This window comes from Mycobacterium asiaticum, from assembly GCF_001673635.1.
GTDB lineage: Bacteria > Actinomycetota > Actinomycetes > Mycobacteriales > Mycobacteriaceae > Mycobacterium > Mycobacterium asiaticum_C.
Genome location: NZ_LZMH01000061.1, coordinates 75,153 through 90,869, shown reverse-complemented (window position 1 = coordinate 90,869; position 15,717 = coordinate 75,153). Strand labels below are relative to the sequence as shown.

16 protein-coding genes are annotated in these 15,717 nt (G+C 68.4%); 12 read left to right on the top strand and 4 right to left on the bottom strand.

Going from position 1 to position 15,717, the window contains the following annotated elements; genetic code table 11:
• The first annotated feature begins 38 nt into the window (after positions 1-38).
• The 8 genes from A5645_RS17540 (at position 39) to A5645_RS17505 (ending at position 6,699) form a co-directional block, all read left to right on the top strand.
• The gene (locus A5645_RS17540) at positions 39-965 is read left to right on the top strand and encodes an alpha/beta fold hydrolase (RefSeq protein ID WP_065130466.1); all 927 of its coding nucleotides are present in this window, start codon (positions 39-41) and stop codon (positions 963-965) included.
• A complete protein-coding gene (locus A5645_RS17535; RefSeq protein WP_065034301.1) occupies positions 955-1,557 on the top strand; it encodes a TetR family transcriptional regulator in 603 nt (200 codons plus the stop codon). The genes A5645_RS17540 and A5645_RS17535 overlap by 11 nt, the downstream gene beginning before the upstream one ends.
• 79 nt (positions 1,558-1,636) lie before the next feature.
• Positions 1,637-2,488, top strand: a complete 852-nt coding sequence (locus A5645_RS17530) for an SDR family oxidoreductase (protein WP_065130465.1) — start codon at positions 1,637-1,639, stop codon at positions 2,486-2,488.
• Positions 2,489-2,511: 23 nt separating this feature from the next.
• Positions 2,512-3,690, top strand: coding sequence for an NADH:flavin oxidoreductase (locus A5645_RS17525; RefSeq protein WP_065130464.1), 1,179 nt, complete (start codon positions 2,512-2,514; stop codon positions 3,688-3,690).
• A gap of 45 nt (positions 3,691-3,735) precedes the next feature.
• Positions 3,736-4,536, top strand: coding sequence for an LLM class F420-dependent oxidoreductase (locus tag A5645_RS17520; protein WP_065130463.1), 801 nt, complete (start codon positions 3,736-3,738; stop codon positions 4,534-4,536).
• A gap of 99 nt (positions 4,537-4,635) precedes the next feature.
• Complete coding sequence (locus A5645_RS17515) at positions 4,636-5,421, top strand: GntR family transcriptional regulator (RefSeq protein ID WP_081288410.1); 786 nt, start codon at positions 4,636-4,638, stop codon at positions 5,419-5,421.
• Positions 5,422-5,500: 79 nt separating this feature from the next.
• Entirely contained in the window at positions 5,501-6,004 is a 504-nt protein-coding gene (locus tag A5645_RS17510) for a MarR family winged helix-turn-helix transcriptional regulator (RefSeq protein WP_065130462.1), read from the top strand.
• A gap of 29 nt (positions 6,005-6,033) precedes the next feature.
• On the top strand, positions 6,034-6,699 hold the full coding sequence (locus A5645_RS17505) for an SDR family oxidoreductase (protein WP_065130461.1): 666 nt from the start codon (positions 6,034-6,036) through the stop codon (positions 6,697-6,699).
• Between the two features lie 13 nt (positions 6,700-6,712).
• On the opposite strand, the gene leuS is transcribed toward A5645_RS17505, so the two are convergent.
• A complete protein-coding gene (leuS, locus tag A5645_RS17500) occupies positions 6,713-9,589 on the bottom strand; it encodes a leucine--tRNA ligase (RefSeq protein ID WP_436405505.1) in 2,877 nt (958 codons plus the stop codon).
• A 207-nt stretch (positions 9,590-9,796) separates the two neighbouring features.
• Between leuS and A5645_RS17495 the strand changes: the two genes are divergently transcribed.
• Together A5645_RS17495 and A5645_RS17490 are read left to right on the top strand one after the other, a co-directional pair.
• Entirely contained in the window at positions 9,797-10,927 is a 1,131-nt protein-coding gene (locus A5645_RS17495) for an LpqN/LpqT family lipoprotein (RefSeq protein ID WP_065130460.1), read from the top strand.
• A 66-nt stretch (positions 10,928-10,993) separates the two neighbouring features.
• Complete coding sequence (locus A5645_RS17490) at positions 10,994-11,350, top strand: hypothetical protein (RefSeq protein WP_065130459.1); 357 nt, start codon at positions 10,994-10,996, stop codon at positions 11,348-11,350.
• 4 nt (positions 11,351-11,354) lie between these two features.
• On the opposite strand, the gene A5645_RS17485 is transcribed toward A5645_RS17490, so the two are convergent.
• Positions 11,355-11,963 carry a YqgE/AlgH family protein gene (locus A5645_RS17485; protein WP_155768059.1) on the bottom strand — a complete coding sequence of 203 codons (609 nt, stop codon included), beginning with the start codon at positions 11,961-11,963 and terminating at the stop codon, positions 11,355-11,357.
• Positions 11,964-12,064: 101 nt separating this feature from the next.
• On the opposite strand from A5645_RS17485, the gene A5645_RS17480 reads away from it, so the two are divergent.
• Together A5645_RS17480 and A5645_RS17475 are read left to right on the top strand one after the other, a co-directional pair.
• On the top strand, positions 12,065-13,381 hold the full coding sequence (locus A5645_RS17480) for an MFS transporter (protein WP_155768054.1): 1,317 nt from the start codon (positions 12,065-12,067) through the stop codon (positions 13,379-13,381).
• 12 nt (positions 13,382-13,393) lie between these two features.
• Positions 13,394-14,167, top strand: a complete 774-nt coding sequence (locus tag A5645_RS17475) for a TIGR03084 family metal-binding protein (protein WP_065130458.1) — start codon at positions 13,394-13,396, stop codon at positions 14,165-14,167.
• Between the two features lie 46 nt (positions 14,168-14,213).
• On the opposite strand, the gene A5645_RS17470 is transcribed toward A5645_RS17475, so the two are convergent.
• Together A5645_RS17470 and A5645_RS17465 are read right to left on the bottom strand one after the other, a co-directional pair.
• Positions 14,214-15,401, bottom strand: a complete 1,188-nt coding sequence (locus tag A5645_RS17470) for a PPE domain-containing protein (protein ID WP_065130457.1) — start codon at positions 15,399-15,401, stop codon at positions 14,214-14,216.
• Positions 15,402-15,410: 9 nt separating this feature from the next.
• Positions 15,411-15,716, bottom strand: a complete 306-nt coding sequence (locus tag A5645_RS17465) for a PE family protein (RefSeq protein ID WP_366663767.1) — start codon at positions 15,714-15,716, stop codon at positions 15,411-15,413.
• Position 15,717 lies beyond the last annotated feature (1 nt).

Sequence of the window (15,717 nt, the reverse complement as noted above, 5' to 3'; positions counted from 1 at the left end):
CCGAGTCAGCGGCGGGCCCAGCTCGTAGAGTCGCGAGGGTGACCGAGACCTCGCATGACGAACTGACCGCCCTTTCCGAGTTCGACCTGCTGGCCGAGAACGCCGAACAGGCGGGTGTCACCGGTCCCCTCCCGCCGGTCGAGCGGGTGCATACCGGCGGGATCAGTGCGCTGCGCTGGGGTGGCTCGCAACCGCGGGTGGTGTTCCTGCACGGCGGTGGGCAGAACGCCCACACCTGGGACACCGTGATCGTCGGCCTCGGTGAGCCGGCGCTGGCGGTGGATCTGCCGGGCCACGGCCACTCCGGCTGGCGCGACGACGGCGACTACTCCCCCGCCAACAACGCCGACACCCTTTTGCCGGTGCTGCGCGAGCTGGCGCCGAACGCCGAGTTCGTGGTCGGCATGTCGCTGGGTGGGTTGACCGGCATCCGGTTGGGCGCGCAGGCCCCCGACCTGGTCAACGAGCTGGTGCTCATCGATGTGACTCCGTCTGCCCTGCAACGGCATTCAGAGATGACGAAGGAACAGCAAGGCACGGTCGCATTGATGCACGGCGAGCGCGAGTTCCCCAGCTTCCAGGCCATGTTGGACCTGACGATCGCCGCCGCGCCGCACCGCGAGGTCAAGGCACTGCGTCGCGGCGTGTTCCACAACTCTCGCCGCCTGGACAACGGCAACTGGAGGTGGCGTTACGACGCCATCCGCGTCTTCCCCGACTTCAGCACGCTGTGGGACGACGTCGCCGCTTTGGCCGCCCCGGTGACCCTGATCCGCGGCGGTTCATCAGGTTTCGTCACCGACGAGGACGCCGACGAACTCAGCCGCCGCGCACCGCGATTCCGCGGCGCCCACATCGTCGAGAATTCGGGTCACTCGGTGCAGAGCGACCAACCGCGGGCGCTGATCGAACTGGTGCGCGGAGTGATCGATGCCGGCCGAGGTCGATCGCCGGATGCCCAGTAACGATCGAGCCAGGCCCGCCGGTCGCCCGCGGGACACCTCCATCGACGATCGGGTGCTGTCGGCCACGCGCGAGTTGCTGCTCGAGGTCGGCTGGGACGATCTGAGCGTGCGGCTGGTCGCTGCCCGAGCGGGTGTCGGCCGGTCCAGCCTCAGCCGGCGCTGGTCTTCCAAAGCCGAACTGGTACTGCACGCGATCCTGGGTGAATCCCCGGACCTGGCACCCTTCGAGGGCACCGACCTGACGGGCTGGATCGAATGGGTGGTGCGCGGCAGCCACGAACTGTTCAACCGACCGGACGTGCGGACGGCGGTACCGGGTCTGCTGCTGGCGCTACAGGAGAACGACGACCTCCGGAAGACACTGTGGACCGCCTTCAGCGGACCCGCGGTGGCACTCTTCACCGAGAAGGCACAGGCGTCAAACCGGCGGGAGCGCCACCGCGCCGAGCTGGACGCCCGGGCCACCCTGGCGATGGCTGCCGGCGCTGCATTGTTTCTGACAACGGTTGGCGTAGAAGATAATTCAGAGATACTGCGAGACCGCATCGCGCAGTTGCTGAAGTCCGCGACGGTACCCACGTTCGAGCGATGATAAGGTTACGAGCCTTACGAGGCCTTATGAGGCCAACGGAATCGTAACTCCAACTCCGAACGAGCCGGTCTGCACACTCATGGGTACCTACGCAATCAGCGGATCGGCGTCGGGCATGGGCCGCGCGACCGCCAACCGGCTGCGAAACGATGGCCACACCGTCATCGGGGTCGACCTCCGGGACGCTGAGGTCATCGCCGACCTCTCGTCGGTGGACGGGCGCGCGCAGGCGGCCCGCGAAGTGCTCGCGGCCGCCGACGGCCGGCTCGACGGCGCCGTCCTGGCCGCCGGCATCGGACCCACCCCCGGCAACCTGCGCCGGATCCCGGAGGTGAACTACCTCGGGGTGGTGGACCTTCTGGGCCAATGGCGGCCGGCGCTGGCAGCCGCCGACGGGGCGAAAGTTGTTGTGGTGTCCAGCAACTCGACGACGACGACGCCGATGGTTCCGGCCCGGACGGTGCGTGCCCTGCTGGCCGGCGATGTGGATCGGGCCGTGCGCAGCGTGCGCGCCTTCGGGCCCGCCCGGCCCGCCATGGTTTACGCCGCGTCCAAGATTGCGGTCAGTAGGTGGCTGCGGTGCCAGGCGGTCCGAGCGGAATGGGCCGGGGCCGGGATCCGGTTGAACGCGTTGGCGCCGGGTGCGGTGCTGACGCCGCTGCTCGAGCAGCAGTTGGCCGACCCGAGGCAGCGTCGCGCGGTGCAGCGCTTCCCGGTTCCGGTCGGTGGCTTCGGCGACCCGGACCAGCTGGCTCAGTGGGTTTGCTTCATGCTGTCCGATTCCGCCGACTTCCTTTGTGGCAGCATCATTTTCGTCGATGGTGGCACCGACGCCCACTTCCGCGGTGCGGACTGGCCGCGACCGGTACCGGCGCGGCGCATCGTCGGCTACCTGCGCAAATTCCTGCGGCCGGGCTTTGATCGGGCTTAGCCCGATGATATATTTCGGTGCCAATGGCATCGAAACTTGCATTCGTCCCGATGCGGCTCGGTCCTCTGACGTTGAAAAACCGCTTCATCAAGGCGGCGACGTTCGAGGGCGTGATGCCTCGCGGGCAGGTCACCGATGCCCTCGTCGACTTCCACTCCGAAGTAGCCCGCGGCGGGGCGGCCATGACCACCGTTGCCTACTGCGCGGTCTCCCCCGGCGGACGAGTGCACCGCGACACCATTGTGCTCGACCGCAATCGGGTACCTCAGTTGCGCCGCCTGACTGATGCCGTTCATGCAGCGGGCGCACTGGTCTGCGCGCAGATAGGCCACGCCGGGCTGGTCGCGAACACCCTATCGAACCAAACGGCTACCCTCGCGCCGTCCACCCGCCTCAGCGCCCCGGCTATGGGCTTGGTTCGCGCTGCCACACCCGGTCAGCTCGAGGCGGTTGTCGACGACTTCGGGGCTGCCGCAAGCAATGCCGTCGAAGCCGGATTCGACGCGGTCGAAATTCACATGGGCCACGGTTACCTGGTCAGCTCATTCTTCAGTCCGAGCCTGAACAAGCGGCGAGACAACTACGGCGGCAACACCACTCGGCGCGCCGAGTTGGCGCGCCGGGTAGCCGAGCGGGTTCGGCGCACGGTCGGCCAGTCCGTTGCAGTCACAGCGAAGTTCAATATGGACGACGGGGTACGCCGCGGGTTCTGGCTCACCGACAGCCTGCCCACCGCCCGCCTACTGCAATCCGACGGACACTTGGACGCACTACAACTGACCGGCGGCAGTTCGTTTCAGAACCCCATGTACTACTTCCGAGGTGACGTTCCTCTCGACGAATTCATCGCCTCGCAACCACGAGCGGTCGGACTCGGCCTGCGTGTCATTGGTCGCCGCATGTTCCGCGCCTACCCGTTCGAAGAAGCCTTCTTTCTCCCGCTTGCCCGGCAGTTTCGTGCGGCCCTGTCCATGCCGCTGATCCTGCTCGGCGGAATCAACCGGCTCGACACGGTCGAAGGAGCGCTTGCCGAGGGTTTCGAATTCGTCGCGATGGCCCGGGCACTGCTGCGAGATCCGAATCTGGTCAACGATTTCCGCGCGGGGGTGGCCGGCGAGGGCCTGTGCGTCCACTGCATGAAGTGCATGCCCACCGTATACACCGGAACGCATTGCGTTGTGCGCCAGTACAGCAACATCTGACTTCGCGGGCGCCTGCGGTGGTCGCCGGCGCCTAGGGTGGTTGTTATGACTGCCGAGACTCGATCTGCCGTCCCCATCCGCATCGGTGTGCAACTGCAGCCACAGCACGCCCCCAACTACAACGACATCCGCGACGCCGTGCGCCGGTGCGAGGACATCGGTGTCGACGTCGCCTTCAACTGGGACCATTTCTTCCCGCTCTACGGCGATCCCGACGGCGCGCACTTCGAGTGTTGGACGATGTTGGGGGCCTGGGCCGAGCAAACCTCGCGCATCCAGATCGGCGCGCTGGTGACCTGCAATTCCTATCGGAATCCAGAACTGTTGGCCGACATGGCCCGCACCGTGGACCATATCTGTAACGGCCGGCTCATCCTGGGCATCGGATCCGGCTGGAAGCAGAAGGACTACGACGAGTACGGCTACGAGTTCGGGACCGCCGGCAGCCGGCTGGACGACCTGGCCGATGCACTCCCCCGGATCACCTCGCGACTGGCCAAGCTCAACCCGGCCCCCACCCGCCACATCCCGGTGCTGATCGGCGGCGGCGGCGAACGCAAGACACTGCGCCTGGTCGCCGAGCACGCCGACGTGTGGCACAGCTTCAGCTCGGCGGACGAGTATCCGGCGAAGTCGGAAGTGCTCGCCAAGCACTGCGAGGCGGTGGGCCGGGATCCGGCCGGCATCGAACGGTCCGCGGGGGTCGGTGGCGGCAAAGAACTGCTCGCCAACGCCGAAGCCCTCACCGGTTTGGGTGTCACTTTGCTGACCGTCGGCTGCGACGGACCGGAGTACGACTTGACGGCCGCGGAAGCGCTCTGCCGATGGCGAGACAGCTCCCGTTAATCCGCGTTTCATCGGCGAAACGTCTCAACGTACCGCTCTGGTCATGAGAAACTTGCCCGCTAGGGGCGCGTGGCCGCCTAAAAGAGACTGCTAGGACCGATGCCGAAGAAGTACGGAACCAAAGAGAAGGACCAGGTTGTCACCCACATCCTCAACCTGGTCCTGACTGGCAGGCTGCGCAGCGGCGACCGCGTCGACCGCAACGAGATCGCCCAAGGTCTGGGCATCAGCCGCGTGCCCATCCAGGAGGCGCTGGTTCAGCTCGAACACGACGGGATCATCTCCACGCGATACCACCGTGGTGCGTTCGTCGAGCGCTTCGACGAAGCCACCGTGCTCGAGCACCACGAACTCGACGGGCTGCTCAACGGCATCGCGTCGGCGCGAGCGGCCGCCAACCCCACCCCGCGCATCCTGGGTGAACTCGACGCTTTGCTGCGGGCGTTGCGGGTAGCCAAGGAGCCCCGCAATTTCGCCGAAATCGCCTGGGAGTACCGCCGGGTGGTCAACGACGAGTACGCGGGCCCCCGGCTGCACGCCACCATCCGCGCGTCGCAGAACCTGATCCCCCGTGTCTTCTTCATGACCTACCAGCACGGCCGGGACGACATGTTGCCGTTCTACGAAAATGAGAACGACGCGATGCACCGGCGGGACCCGGAAGCCGCCCGGGCCGCCTGTGTCGGCCGTTCCGAGCTGATGGCCAAGACCATGATCGCCGAGCTGTGCCGGCGCGGGGTTTTCGTCCCACGGGACCACCCGGAAACCTCCCCGCCCCTCGCGCTCACCGATCACGGCAAAGTCGTGGAGTCCGGTGCCTCCGAGCAGATCTTCAACGGCGTGGCGGCCGAACGGCTGCGGCGGACTCCCTCTCAGGCGCTGTGACCCGGGTTTTTCCCGGGCGGGCACACCCGGGCGACACAGTGCCTCCGCCTGTAGACGTGTCGGGATAGACTGCCGGTTTATGGCGGACAGCGAAGCCACGGCTCCGGAGGTGACGGAGCTCGCTGAGGGGCTGCACCGGTCACTGTCGAAGCTGTTTGCGATTCTGCGCCGCGGTGACCCGAACAACGTGGTCGCCGGCGAATTGACGCTGGCGCAATTATCGATTCTCATCACTCTGCTGGATCGGGGCCCGATCAGGATGACCGATCTCGCCGCCCATGTGCGGGTGCGGACACCCACCACCACGGTGGCGATCCGCCGGCTGGAGAAGATCGGTCTGGTGAAGCGCTCCCGCGACCCGTCGGACCTCCGGGCGGTGCTGGTCGACATCACCCCGCAGGGGCGGGCGGTGCACAACGAGTCGCTGGCCAACCGGCACGCCGCCCTGGCGGCGATGCTCAGCAAGCTGCCCGAGTCGGACCAGGAAACGCTGATGAAAGCGTTGCCGCCGCTGGACCGGCTGGCCAGCAACGAACCGGCCGGGAATCCCGCCGGCTCCGCTGAGTGCCCTGAAAGTGTTTGATTTCAACAAGTTCGGTAATTGTTGAACTCATGCCCACCGCACTCATCACCGGCGCGAGCGGCGGCATCGGCGCCGCCATCGCCACGGCGCTGTCCCCCACCCACACGTTGTTGCTGGCCGGCCGGCCCTCCAGGCGCCTCGACGCGGTCGCCCAGCGGCTCGGGGCCACCACATTCCCGTTGGATCTGACCGATACCGACTCCATCGAATCGAGTTGCGAAGTCATCGACGAACTCGACGTGTTGGTGCACAACGCCGGAGTTTCCGTCCCCGGCCGGGTCGCCGAGTCCCACGTCGACGAGTGGCGCGCCACCTTTGCCGTCAATGTCATTGGCGCCGTTGCCCTTACGCTGACGCTGCTGCCGGCGCTGCGGCAGGCGCGCGGCCGCGTGGTGTTCATCAACTCCGGTTCCGGACGCAATGTGTCACCGGGCATGGCGTCCTACTCGGCCAGCAAGTTCGCGTTACGAGCCTTCGCCGATTCACTGCGCCAGGACGAGCCCTCGCTGCTGGTGACCTCAGTTCACCCGGGCCGGGTGGACACCGATATGCAGCGCGAGCTGGTCGCCTACGAAGGCGGCGAATACGATCCGGGCAGGTTTCTGCGGCCCGAGACCGTCGCCGAAGTCGTCGCCCAGGTGGTGGCCACCCCGCCGGACGGTCACGTCCACGAAGTGGTGATCCGGCCGCGGTAGGTAACCAGGTGGATCACACGACCAGGTTGACCATCCGGCCGGGAACCACGATCACCTTGCGCGGGGACGCCCCCGCCAGGAACGCCTGCACCTTCTCGTCGGCCAGCGCCGCGGCCTGCACCGCATCGGTGTCCGCATCGGCGGCCACCACCACCCGGCCGCGCACCTTCCCGTTCACCTGGACGGGATACTCCACCGTATCGTCCACCAGGTAGGCCGGGTCGGCCACCGGAAACGGCCCGTGCGCCAACGACTTCGAGTGACCCAGCCGCGACCACAGCTCTTCGGCCAGGTGCGGAGCCAGCGGCGCCAACATCAGCACCAGCGGTTCGACCGCCGCCCGGGGGACATCGTCGCGGTGCTGCTTGGTGAGGTGGTTGGTGTACTCGATCAGTTTGGCGGCCGCGGTGTTGTTCCGCAGCGCCGCATAGTCTTCGGACACTCCGGCCACCGTCCGGTGCAGAATGCGCAGCGTATCGGTTTCCAGCTCGCGGTCGACCACCCGGCTCTGACCGGTGTCCTCGTCGATCACCAGCCGCCACACCCGCTGCAGAAACCGTTGTGCCCCAACGACATCTTTGGTGGCCCACGGCCGCGACGCCTCCAACGGCCCCATCGACATCTCGTAGACCCGCAGCGTGTCCGCGCCGTATTCGTCGCAGATCTCGTCGGGGGAGATCGAATTCTTCAGGCTCTTACCGATCTTGCCGAACTCCTGGAAGACCTCGACCTCGCCGTCGGGACCCGGGTAGACGAATTTCCCGTTGCGCTCGATCACCTCCTCGGCGGGCACATAGGAACCGCGGGCGTCGGTGTAGGCGAACGCCTGGATGTAGCCCTGGTTGACGAGGCGGCGGAATGGTTCCCGGGAACTGACGTGACCCAAGTCGTAGAGCACCTTGTGCCAGAACCGCACGTACAGCAGGTGTAGCACTGCGTGTTCGGCGCCGCCGACGTACAGGTCGACGCCGCCCGGATCCTCGGGTCCGTGCTCGGCGGGCCGGGGCCCCATCCAGTAGGCCTCATTTTCCTTGGCGCAGAACCGCTCCGAGTTGTGTGGGTCGGTGTAGCGCAGCTCATACCAGGAGCTGCCGGCCCACTGCGGCATCACGTTTGTGTCACGGGTGTACGGCTTCAGCCCGTCGCCGAGGTCCAGCTCCACATGCACCCAGTCGGAGGCCTTGGCCAACGGCGGCGACGGCTCACTGTCGGCATCGTCCGGATCGAACAACACCGGCGAATAATCGATCACGTCCGGCAGTTCCACGGGCAAGGCTGCCTCGTCGAGCGGATGCGCCCGGCCGTCACTGTCGTAGACGATCGGAAAGGGCTCGCCCCAATACCGCTGTCGCGCGAAAAGCCAGTCCCTGAGCTTGAATTGGACCCGGGCCTCGCCCTTTCCCTCGGACTGCAGCCGGGCGGTGATGGCCTCCTTGGCCGCCGCCACATCCATGCCGTCCAGGAAGTCCGAGTTGACCAGCACGCCGTCGCCGGCGTAGGCGGACTCCGAAATATCGCCGCCGGCAATCACTTCCACCACCGGAAGGCCGAACTGGCGGGCGAAGTCCCAGTCGCGCTGGTCGTGGCCGGGCACCGCCATGATCGCCCCGGTGCCGTAGCCCGCCAGCACATAGTCGGCGATGAAGATGGGCACCGGTGCGCCGTTGGCCGGGTTGGTGGCATATCCGCCCAGGAACACGCCGGTCTTCTCCCGGCTCTCCTGGCGCTCGAGGTCGGACTTGGCGGCGATGGCGCGGCGGTAGGCGGCCACCGCCTCCGCGGGCGTCGCGGCGCCATATGTCCAGGACGGGTCGACGCCGTCGGGCCAGTTGGTGGCCACCAGCTCGTCCACCAGATCGTGCTCGGGAGCCAGCACCAGATAGGTGGCGCCGAACAAGGTGTCGGGCCGGGTGGTGAACACCTCGATGTCGGCGCCGGACCCGTCGGCCTTGGTGGCCGAGAACAGCGCCGAGGCGCCGGTCGAGCGCCCGATCCAGTTGCGCTGCATGGTCTTGACCTTCTCCGGCCAGTCCAGCAGGTTCAGGTCGTCCAGCAGGCGGTCGGAGTAGGCGGTGATCCGCATCATCCACTGCCGCAACCGTTTCCGGAACACCGGGAAGTTGCCGCGATCGCTGCGCCCGTCCGAGGTGACCTCTTCGTTGGCGAGCACCGTGCCCAGGCCCGGGCACCAGTTCACCATCGAATCCGACCGATAGACCAGCCGGAAGCTGTCGATCACGTCCGACCGCTCCCCCGCCGACAACGTCGTCCAGTCCCGCCCGTCTTCCAGACGCCGAGCACCGTTATCCAGTTCGGCGATCAACTCCCCGATGGGACGGGCCTTGTCGACTGCCGTGTCGAACCAGGCGTTGTAGATCTGCAGGAAGATCCACTGCGTCCACTTGTAGAACTCGACGTCGGTGGTCGAGAAGCTGCGGCGGTTGTCGTGCCCCAGGCCCAGCCGGCTCAACTGCCGGCGGAAATTGACGATATTGGCTTCGGTCCTGGTGCGCGGATGGGTGCCGGTTTGCACCGCATACTGCTCGGCGGGCAGCCCGAAGGCGTCGAAGCCCAACGCATGCAGAACGTTACGGCCGCGCATCCGGAAGTACCGGGCGTAGACGTCGGTGGCTATATAGCCCAGCGGGTGGCCGACGTGCAGCCCCTCCCCCGACGGGTAGGGAAACATGTCCTGCACGAACAGCTTGTCGTCGGGAACCGCCGAGCCGTCGGTGGGGGCCAGTGAGCCGACCGGGTTGGGCACGTGGAACGTCCCCAGCCGGGCCCAGGTGTCCTGCCACTTGCTCTCCACGTCGGCCGCGAGCTCGGCCGTATAGCGGTATCGCGGCGCGTCGGAGTCCGCGTCCTGCACGGTCGGCGATTCGGTCACGCCCAACAGGGTAAAGGGCAGCCCCGCTACCCACCGGCCCCGCTCCGGCGGCCACAGCTTGATATCGGTTCCGTTGCGCACCGGTCAGAGGTTCATCCCAGCTCGATTTCGAGCGTGGTAGGCGCCCTGAGCAGTGGTTACATTCAGCCTCGAGGTGGGCTTCAAAGACAACCAGCGCCCCGAGTTATTCCGGAGGGACCGACCGAGATGATTCAGATCGCGCGCACCTGGCGAACACTCGCCGGTGGCATGGCCGCCGGCGCCGTCGGCCTCGTGATGATTGCCGGTGGAACCGCATCCGCGGAACCTCTGGTGCCCCAGCCGGCCGTGCCCGGTCCGGTTCCCATGCAGCCGGCCACCATTCCCGGGCAGAATTCCACGGTGTTTCCCGGCGGTGCCAACAGCAACCGCTTCGCCCCCCTGCCGGTGCAGGCGCCGGCGCCGCTGCAGGCACCCGTCGCGCCGGTCCCGGCCTCGGTGCAGGCACCTGTGCAGGCCCCCGCTCCGGCGACTTTGCCGGCCACGCTGCCGGCCGCCGTACCGGCCGCCGGGCCGGCACCGGCCGCGGCAGCGCCAACTCCCCCTGCGGCGACCCCAGCCGTCACCGGCACCCTGCGCGAGTATTTAGAGAGCAAGGGGGTCAAGCTCGAGGCGCAGCGGCCGCTGAACTTCAAGGCACTCGAGATCACGCTGCCGGTGCCGTCCCGCTGGACGCAGGTGCCGGACCCGAACGTGCCGGACGCGTTCGTGGTGATCGCCGACCGCGTCGGGGGCAACAGTGTGTACACCTCGAACGCGCAGGTGGTGGTGTACAGGCTGGTCGGTGACTTCGACCCGGCGGAGGCGATCACGCACGGATTCGTCGACAGCCAGCGGCTGCTCGCCTGGCAGACGACCAATGCGTCACTGACCAACCTCGGCACCTTCCCGTCGTCGGTCATCGAAGGCACCTACCGCGAAAACGACATGACGCTCAACACCTCCCGGCGCCACGTCCTGGCCACCTCCGGAAACGACAAGTACCTGGTGTCCCTGTCGGTGACGACGGCGGCAAGCCAGGCGGTCAGCGACGCGCCCGCCACCGACGCGATCGTCAACGGCTTCCGGGTGACGGCCCCCGGCACCGCCGGACAGCCGGCCCCCCAGGCACCCGCGCCTGCTCCGCAGGCACCCGCCCGTCCCGCCGCGCCGGCCGCACCGCAGGCACCGGCGTCCCAGACGGTCCACCCGGCGCCGCTGGGTGTGCCCGGCCAATCCGCGCTCGGCGGTCCGGCGCCCAGCCCGGTGACCCCGGCGCTGCCGCCGTTGAGCCCGCTCACGCCCGTGGCGGCGCGCTAGGGCAACGGCGTCCGCAACGGCGGAACCCGGCGCGCACAAACTCCGGCGGGCTCGTATTGTGAGCCCATGCTTATCGCGGGCGTGGTGTGCGTATGTGCGGCCATAGCTTCGGCCGCATTCGGGATCTGGTCGCTCTCGCAGGCCCCTGCCGCGGAGCCCATGCAGCTGGCGCTGCGGTCGATGGCACCCACGCAGTTGGCGGCCGCGGTGATGCTGGGCGCCGGGGGAGTGGTGGCGCTGGCCGCGTCGCCGCAGACCGCGCTGGTGGTGGTCATCGTCTGCGTCGCAGGCGCGCTCGGCACCCTGGCCACCGGCTCGTTGCAGAGCGCGCGGTTCGCGTTGCGCCGGGAATCAGCCCACAGCCGCGTCCAGCCGGCCGGTTGCGCCGGCAGCTGCGGCGTCTGCACGCTGTCCTGCGAGTAGTCGGTTAGTTGCGGCTCACGTCGATCGGGTGCGTCGCCAGCAACGACAGCGGTAGCGGCTGGCGGCGCAGCACCTGACCCCACAGGTCGGCGCGGGGCGGCACCAGCACATCAGAGGGCAACGCGGACAACACAATCCAGTCGTCGCGCTCGATCTCACCCTCGAGTTGCCCGATGGTCCAGCCGGAGTATCCCGCGAAGATCCGCACTCCTTCGACGGCCGGGGCGATCAGGTCGGGGTCCGCGTCCAAATCCACCATCACCATGCGGCCCGCCACATGGCGTAGCCCTGGAACTCCGTCGGGTTCGGCGCCGACCCGCAGCACGGCCAGGCACAACGCGGCATCCCGCTTGACCGGCCCCCCGATGAACATCGTCTTGGGCTTGGCCGCGATCTTGGCCCACTGCGGCAACACGTTGTAGACCGCCGTTTCGCTGGGCCGATTCAGCACCACCCCCAGCGTGCCGCCTTCGTTGTGTTCGACGATGTAGATGACGCTGCGGCGAAACGTCGGTTCCAGCAAATCGGTGTTGGCAAGCAGCAACGTGCCGGCCCGCACCCGCTGTGCGGGAGGGGCGAAATTGTCGTCGGGGTCTTCGTGCGGCGCCACTATCACATCATCGCACCCGCGCCGTGGAGGTCGGCGCAAACAACCACGGTCGGCGGAGATTTGTACTGTGATTGAGACGGCGCAGAGCCGATCCAGCCTTGCCTGTGCCGATTGTGGAAGTGGGTTCAGTGATTCGCACCCGGATGCAGGCAAGCGCACCCGTCGAATTGTGGCGGTCGGTGCGTGCGCTGCCGGATTTCTGGCGACTTTTGCAGGTGCGCATGGCAAGTCAGTTCGGCGACGGCCTGTTCCAGGCCGGTCTGGCGGGTGCGCTGCTGTTCAACCCGGACCGGGCCGCCGACCCGATGGCCATCGCGCGCGCGTTCGCGGTGTTGTTCCTGCCGTATTCGCTGCTGGGACCGTTCGCCGGGGCGCTGATGGACCGTTGGGACCGGCGGCTGGTGCTGGTGGGCGCCAACAGCGTGCGGCTGGGCTTCATCGTTGCGATCGGCACGATCCTGGCGGTGGGGGCGGGCGACATTCTGCTGCTGTGCGCCGCGCTGCTGGCCAACGGCATGGCCCGGTTCGTCGCGTCCGGGCTGTCGGCGAGCCTGCCGCACGTGGTGCCGCGCGAGCAGGTGGTCACGATGAACTCGCTGGCGGTCGCGGCGGGGGCGGTTGCGGCATTCCTGGGGGCGAATTTCATGCTGGTGCCGCGGTGGCTGGGCGGCTCGGGAGACCACGGCGCGGCGGTGGTGATCTTCACCGCGCTCATCCCGGTGGCGCTGGCGTTGGTGCTGTCCTTGCGATTCGCCCCCCGGGTGCTCGGACCCGACGACACCAAGCGGGCGATCCACGGGTCGGCCGGCTACGCGGTGCTGACCGGATGGCTGCACGGCGTGCGGACGGTCGCGCAGCGTCCCACGGTCGCCGCGGCACTGTCCGGGCTGGCCGCCCACCGGATGGTCGTGGGGATCAACTCGCTGGTCATCCTGCTGGTGGTGCACAACATGAAGAACGTCGACGGTGACGGGTTGGGCACCGCGCTGGTGTTCTTCGGCGCCACCGGGCTGGGCGCCTTTCTGGCCAATGCGGTGAACCCCGTCCTGGTTCGCCGCTGGGGCCGTTACGCGACGGCGAATGCCGCGTTGGTGGCCGCGGCCGTCATCCAGTGCGCCGGTGCGAGCTTGTTGCTGCCGGTGATGGTGGCGTGCGGGTTCCTGCTGGGGCTGGCCGGGCAGGTGGTCAAGCTCTCCGCCGACGCCGCAATGCAGATCGATGTGGACGACGCGCTGCGGGGTCACGTCTTTGCGGTGCAGGACGCCCTGTTCTGGGTATCGTTCATCGCCGCGGTGTGGGTGGCGGCCGTGTTCATTCCGGCGGACGGGCACGCGCCGGCGTTCGTGTTGTGCGGTTCGGGGGTCTATCTGGTGGGACTGTTGGTGCACGGCCTGGTCGGCCGCCGCGGCCAGACGACGTAGGAGGTAACGAAGATGGCAGGCCCGGGTCCGTTCGTCGCCGACTTGGCAGCCGAGAGCGACGAGCTCGACGCGTTGGTGGCACCGCTGCCGCCGCAGGACTGGGCGACGGCGACGCCGGCGCCGGGCTGGACCATCGCCCACCAGATCGGGCATCTGCTGTGGACCGACCGGGTGTCGCTGCTGTCGGTGACCGACGAGAGCGGCTTCGCCGAGGTGCTGACCGGCGCGGCCGCCGACCCGGCCGGTTTCGTGGACGCCGGTGCCGAAGAACTGGCTTTGTTGCCGCCGGACAAGCTGCTGAGCGATTGGCGGGACACCCGTCATCGCCTGCACGAGGCCCTGCTCGAGGTGACCGACGGACGCAAGCTGCCCTGGTTCGGGCCGCCGATGAGCGCCTCGTCGATGGCCACCGCGCGCCTGATGGAGACCTGGGCACACGGGCTCGACGTCGCCGACGCGCTGGGCGTCACCCGGCCGCCGACGGATCGGCTGCGCTCGATCGCGCACATCGGCGTACGCACCCGCGACTACGCGTTCGTCGTCAACAACCTGACGCCGCCGACCGAACCCTTCCTGGTGGAGCTGCGCGCGCCCGACGGCGACACCTGGTCGTGGGGACCGGCCGACGCGGCGCAGCGGGTGACGGGCTCGGCCGAACACTTCTGCTTCCTGGTCACCCAGCGGCGGGCGCTGCGCGAGCTGGACGTCGAGGCGGTGGGGGAGGACGCGCAGCGCTGGCTGGGCATCGCGCAGGCGTTCGCCGGTCCACCGGGGCCGGGACGCTGACGCCGCCTTGCCTTTGTCGCCGAGCGTGCAGCTGGGCGAGGCGCTCTCAGCGCGGGTCGGTGCCCTCGCCCGTGATGTCGCCGGTGATGAGGACCCGAGCCCGCGCCACTTCCTGCTTATCGGCCTCGTTGCCGCGCGCCAGCATGCCCGCCGGCGCCATCGGCATCGGGGCGCCCCCGGCGGACACCGTGGGGCCGCGGACTTCGGCGGCGTTGAGTACACCGGCGCGCAGGCTGGTCGGCCTGCCGCCCGCTTCGGGCTCGAAACTGCTGGTGGGGCGGGTGTAGCTGGTCAGCCCGGCACCCGGGAAGCCGGACGTGCCGCCGCCTCCCGGGAGAGCGCCGCCGGCGGCCCCGACCGGGACCGAGCCGCCGGGCGACACCGCCGCGACGTCAGCCGCCGCGCCGGTCGACGGAAACATTCCCGCGAACGCCTGCATCATGCCCTGAGGGAGGCTACTGACGCCCTGCATCGCTTGCATCGGCGCCTGCAACATCTGCTTCAGCGGCTCGGTGGCGCCGGACATCAGCTGCATCGGTTCCTGCATCAGCGAGCCGAGTTGGCCGGCGCCGTCCGTCGGAGCGGCCGTGGCCTGGCCGGTGGTTTGCGCGACCTGGGCCGACGCCTGCGCGGCGTTCTGCATGCCGGTCTGCGCGGCCGCCTGGGCCACCGCCTGCGCCGCGGCTGCCGGAGCAGCGGGGGAGGCGCCCATCGGCGCGAGCGGCGGCGGGACCGCCAGGGCCGCGACCAGTGCGCTCAGCGCGGCCGAGTAGGTCCAGCCCACGCTCGAGTTGTGCGGCCAGTGCTCGCCGAAGTATTCGACGTCACGTTCGACAATCCCCGGGGTGTTCTGTCCGAAGAAATTCGTGGCGTTGAGCACGCTCCACTCGTCGCGGTTGGTTTGCGATACCACCGAGGGAATGACAGCCGACCGCGCGAGCATGAAGGCTTCGACGGCGGCCTGCGTCACGTTGATCTTTTCGGCAGTCCAGCCCACCAACGTCTGCAGTCCCGCGTTGAGGCCGGTGACCGCCACCGTCGACGCGACCGAGCCCACGCCTTGCCACTGCGCCGCGGTGGCCAGGCTGTTCAACGTGGAAAGCCCGGCCGCCAGCTCCTTGTTGGCCGTCTCGGTCACCCAAACAGTCGTGTTGGCAATCACGGAGGCAGGGGAGCCCGCTTCGAAGATTGCAGCGACGACCTCGGGCGGGCCACTCCACCGGGGATCCGGCATCTGCGTGTCCTACAGCCCCACCGCGCCCGCGTTGGCGGCCTCGGCGGCGACCGTGGCGGCAGACGCCAGCCCCTGCGCACCGGAGAAGGCTGCCCGCTGCCCGACGTGCTCCGCGGACGTCGCGAGGTAGGCGGCGCCAGCGGCGTTCAACGCGGCGGCGAACTCGATCGAGTCGGCGTCGGCTGCCATCGGCAGCACCCCGGTGAGGGCGGCGGCACCGGCCGCGGTGGTCGCGGCCATTTCCTCGCTGAGCCCTGCCTCGGCGGCCGCCGACAAGTCAACGGCACCCGGCACCATGCCGAACATCCCAGTCATA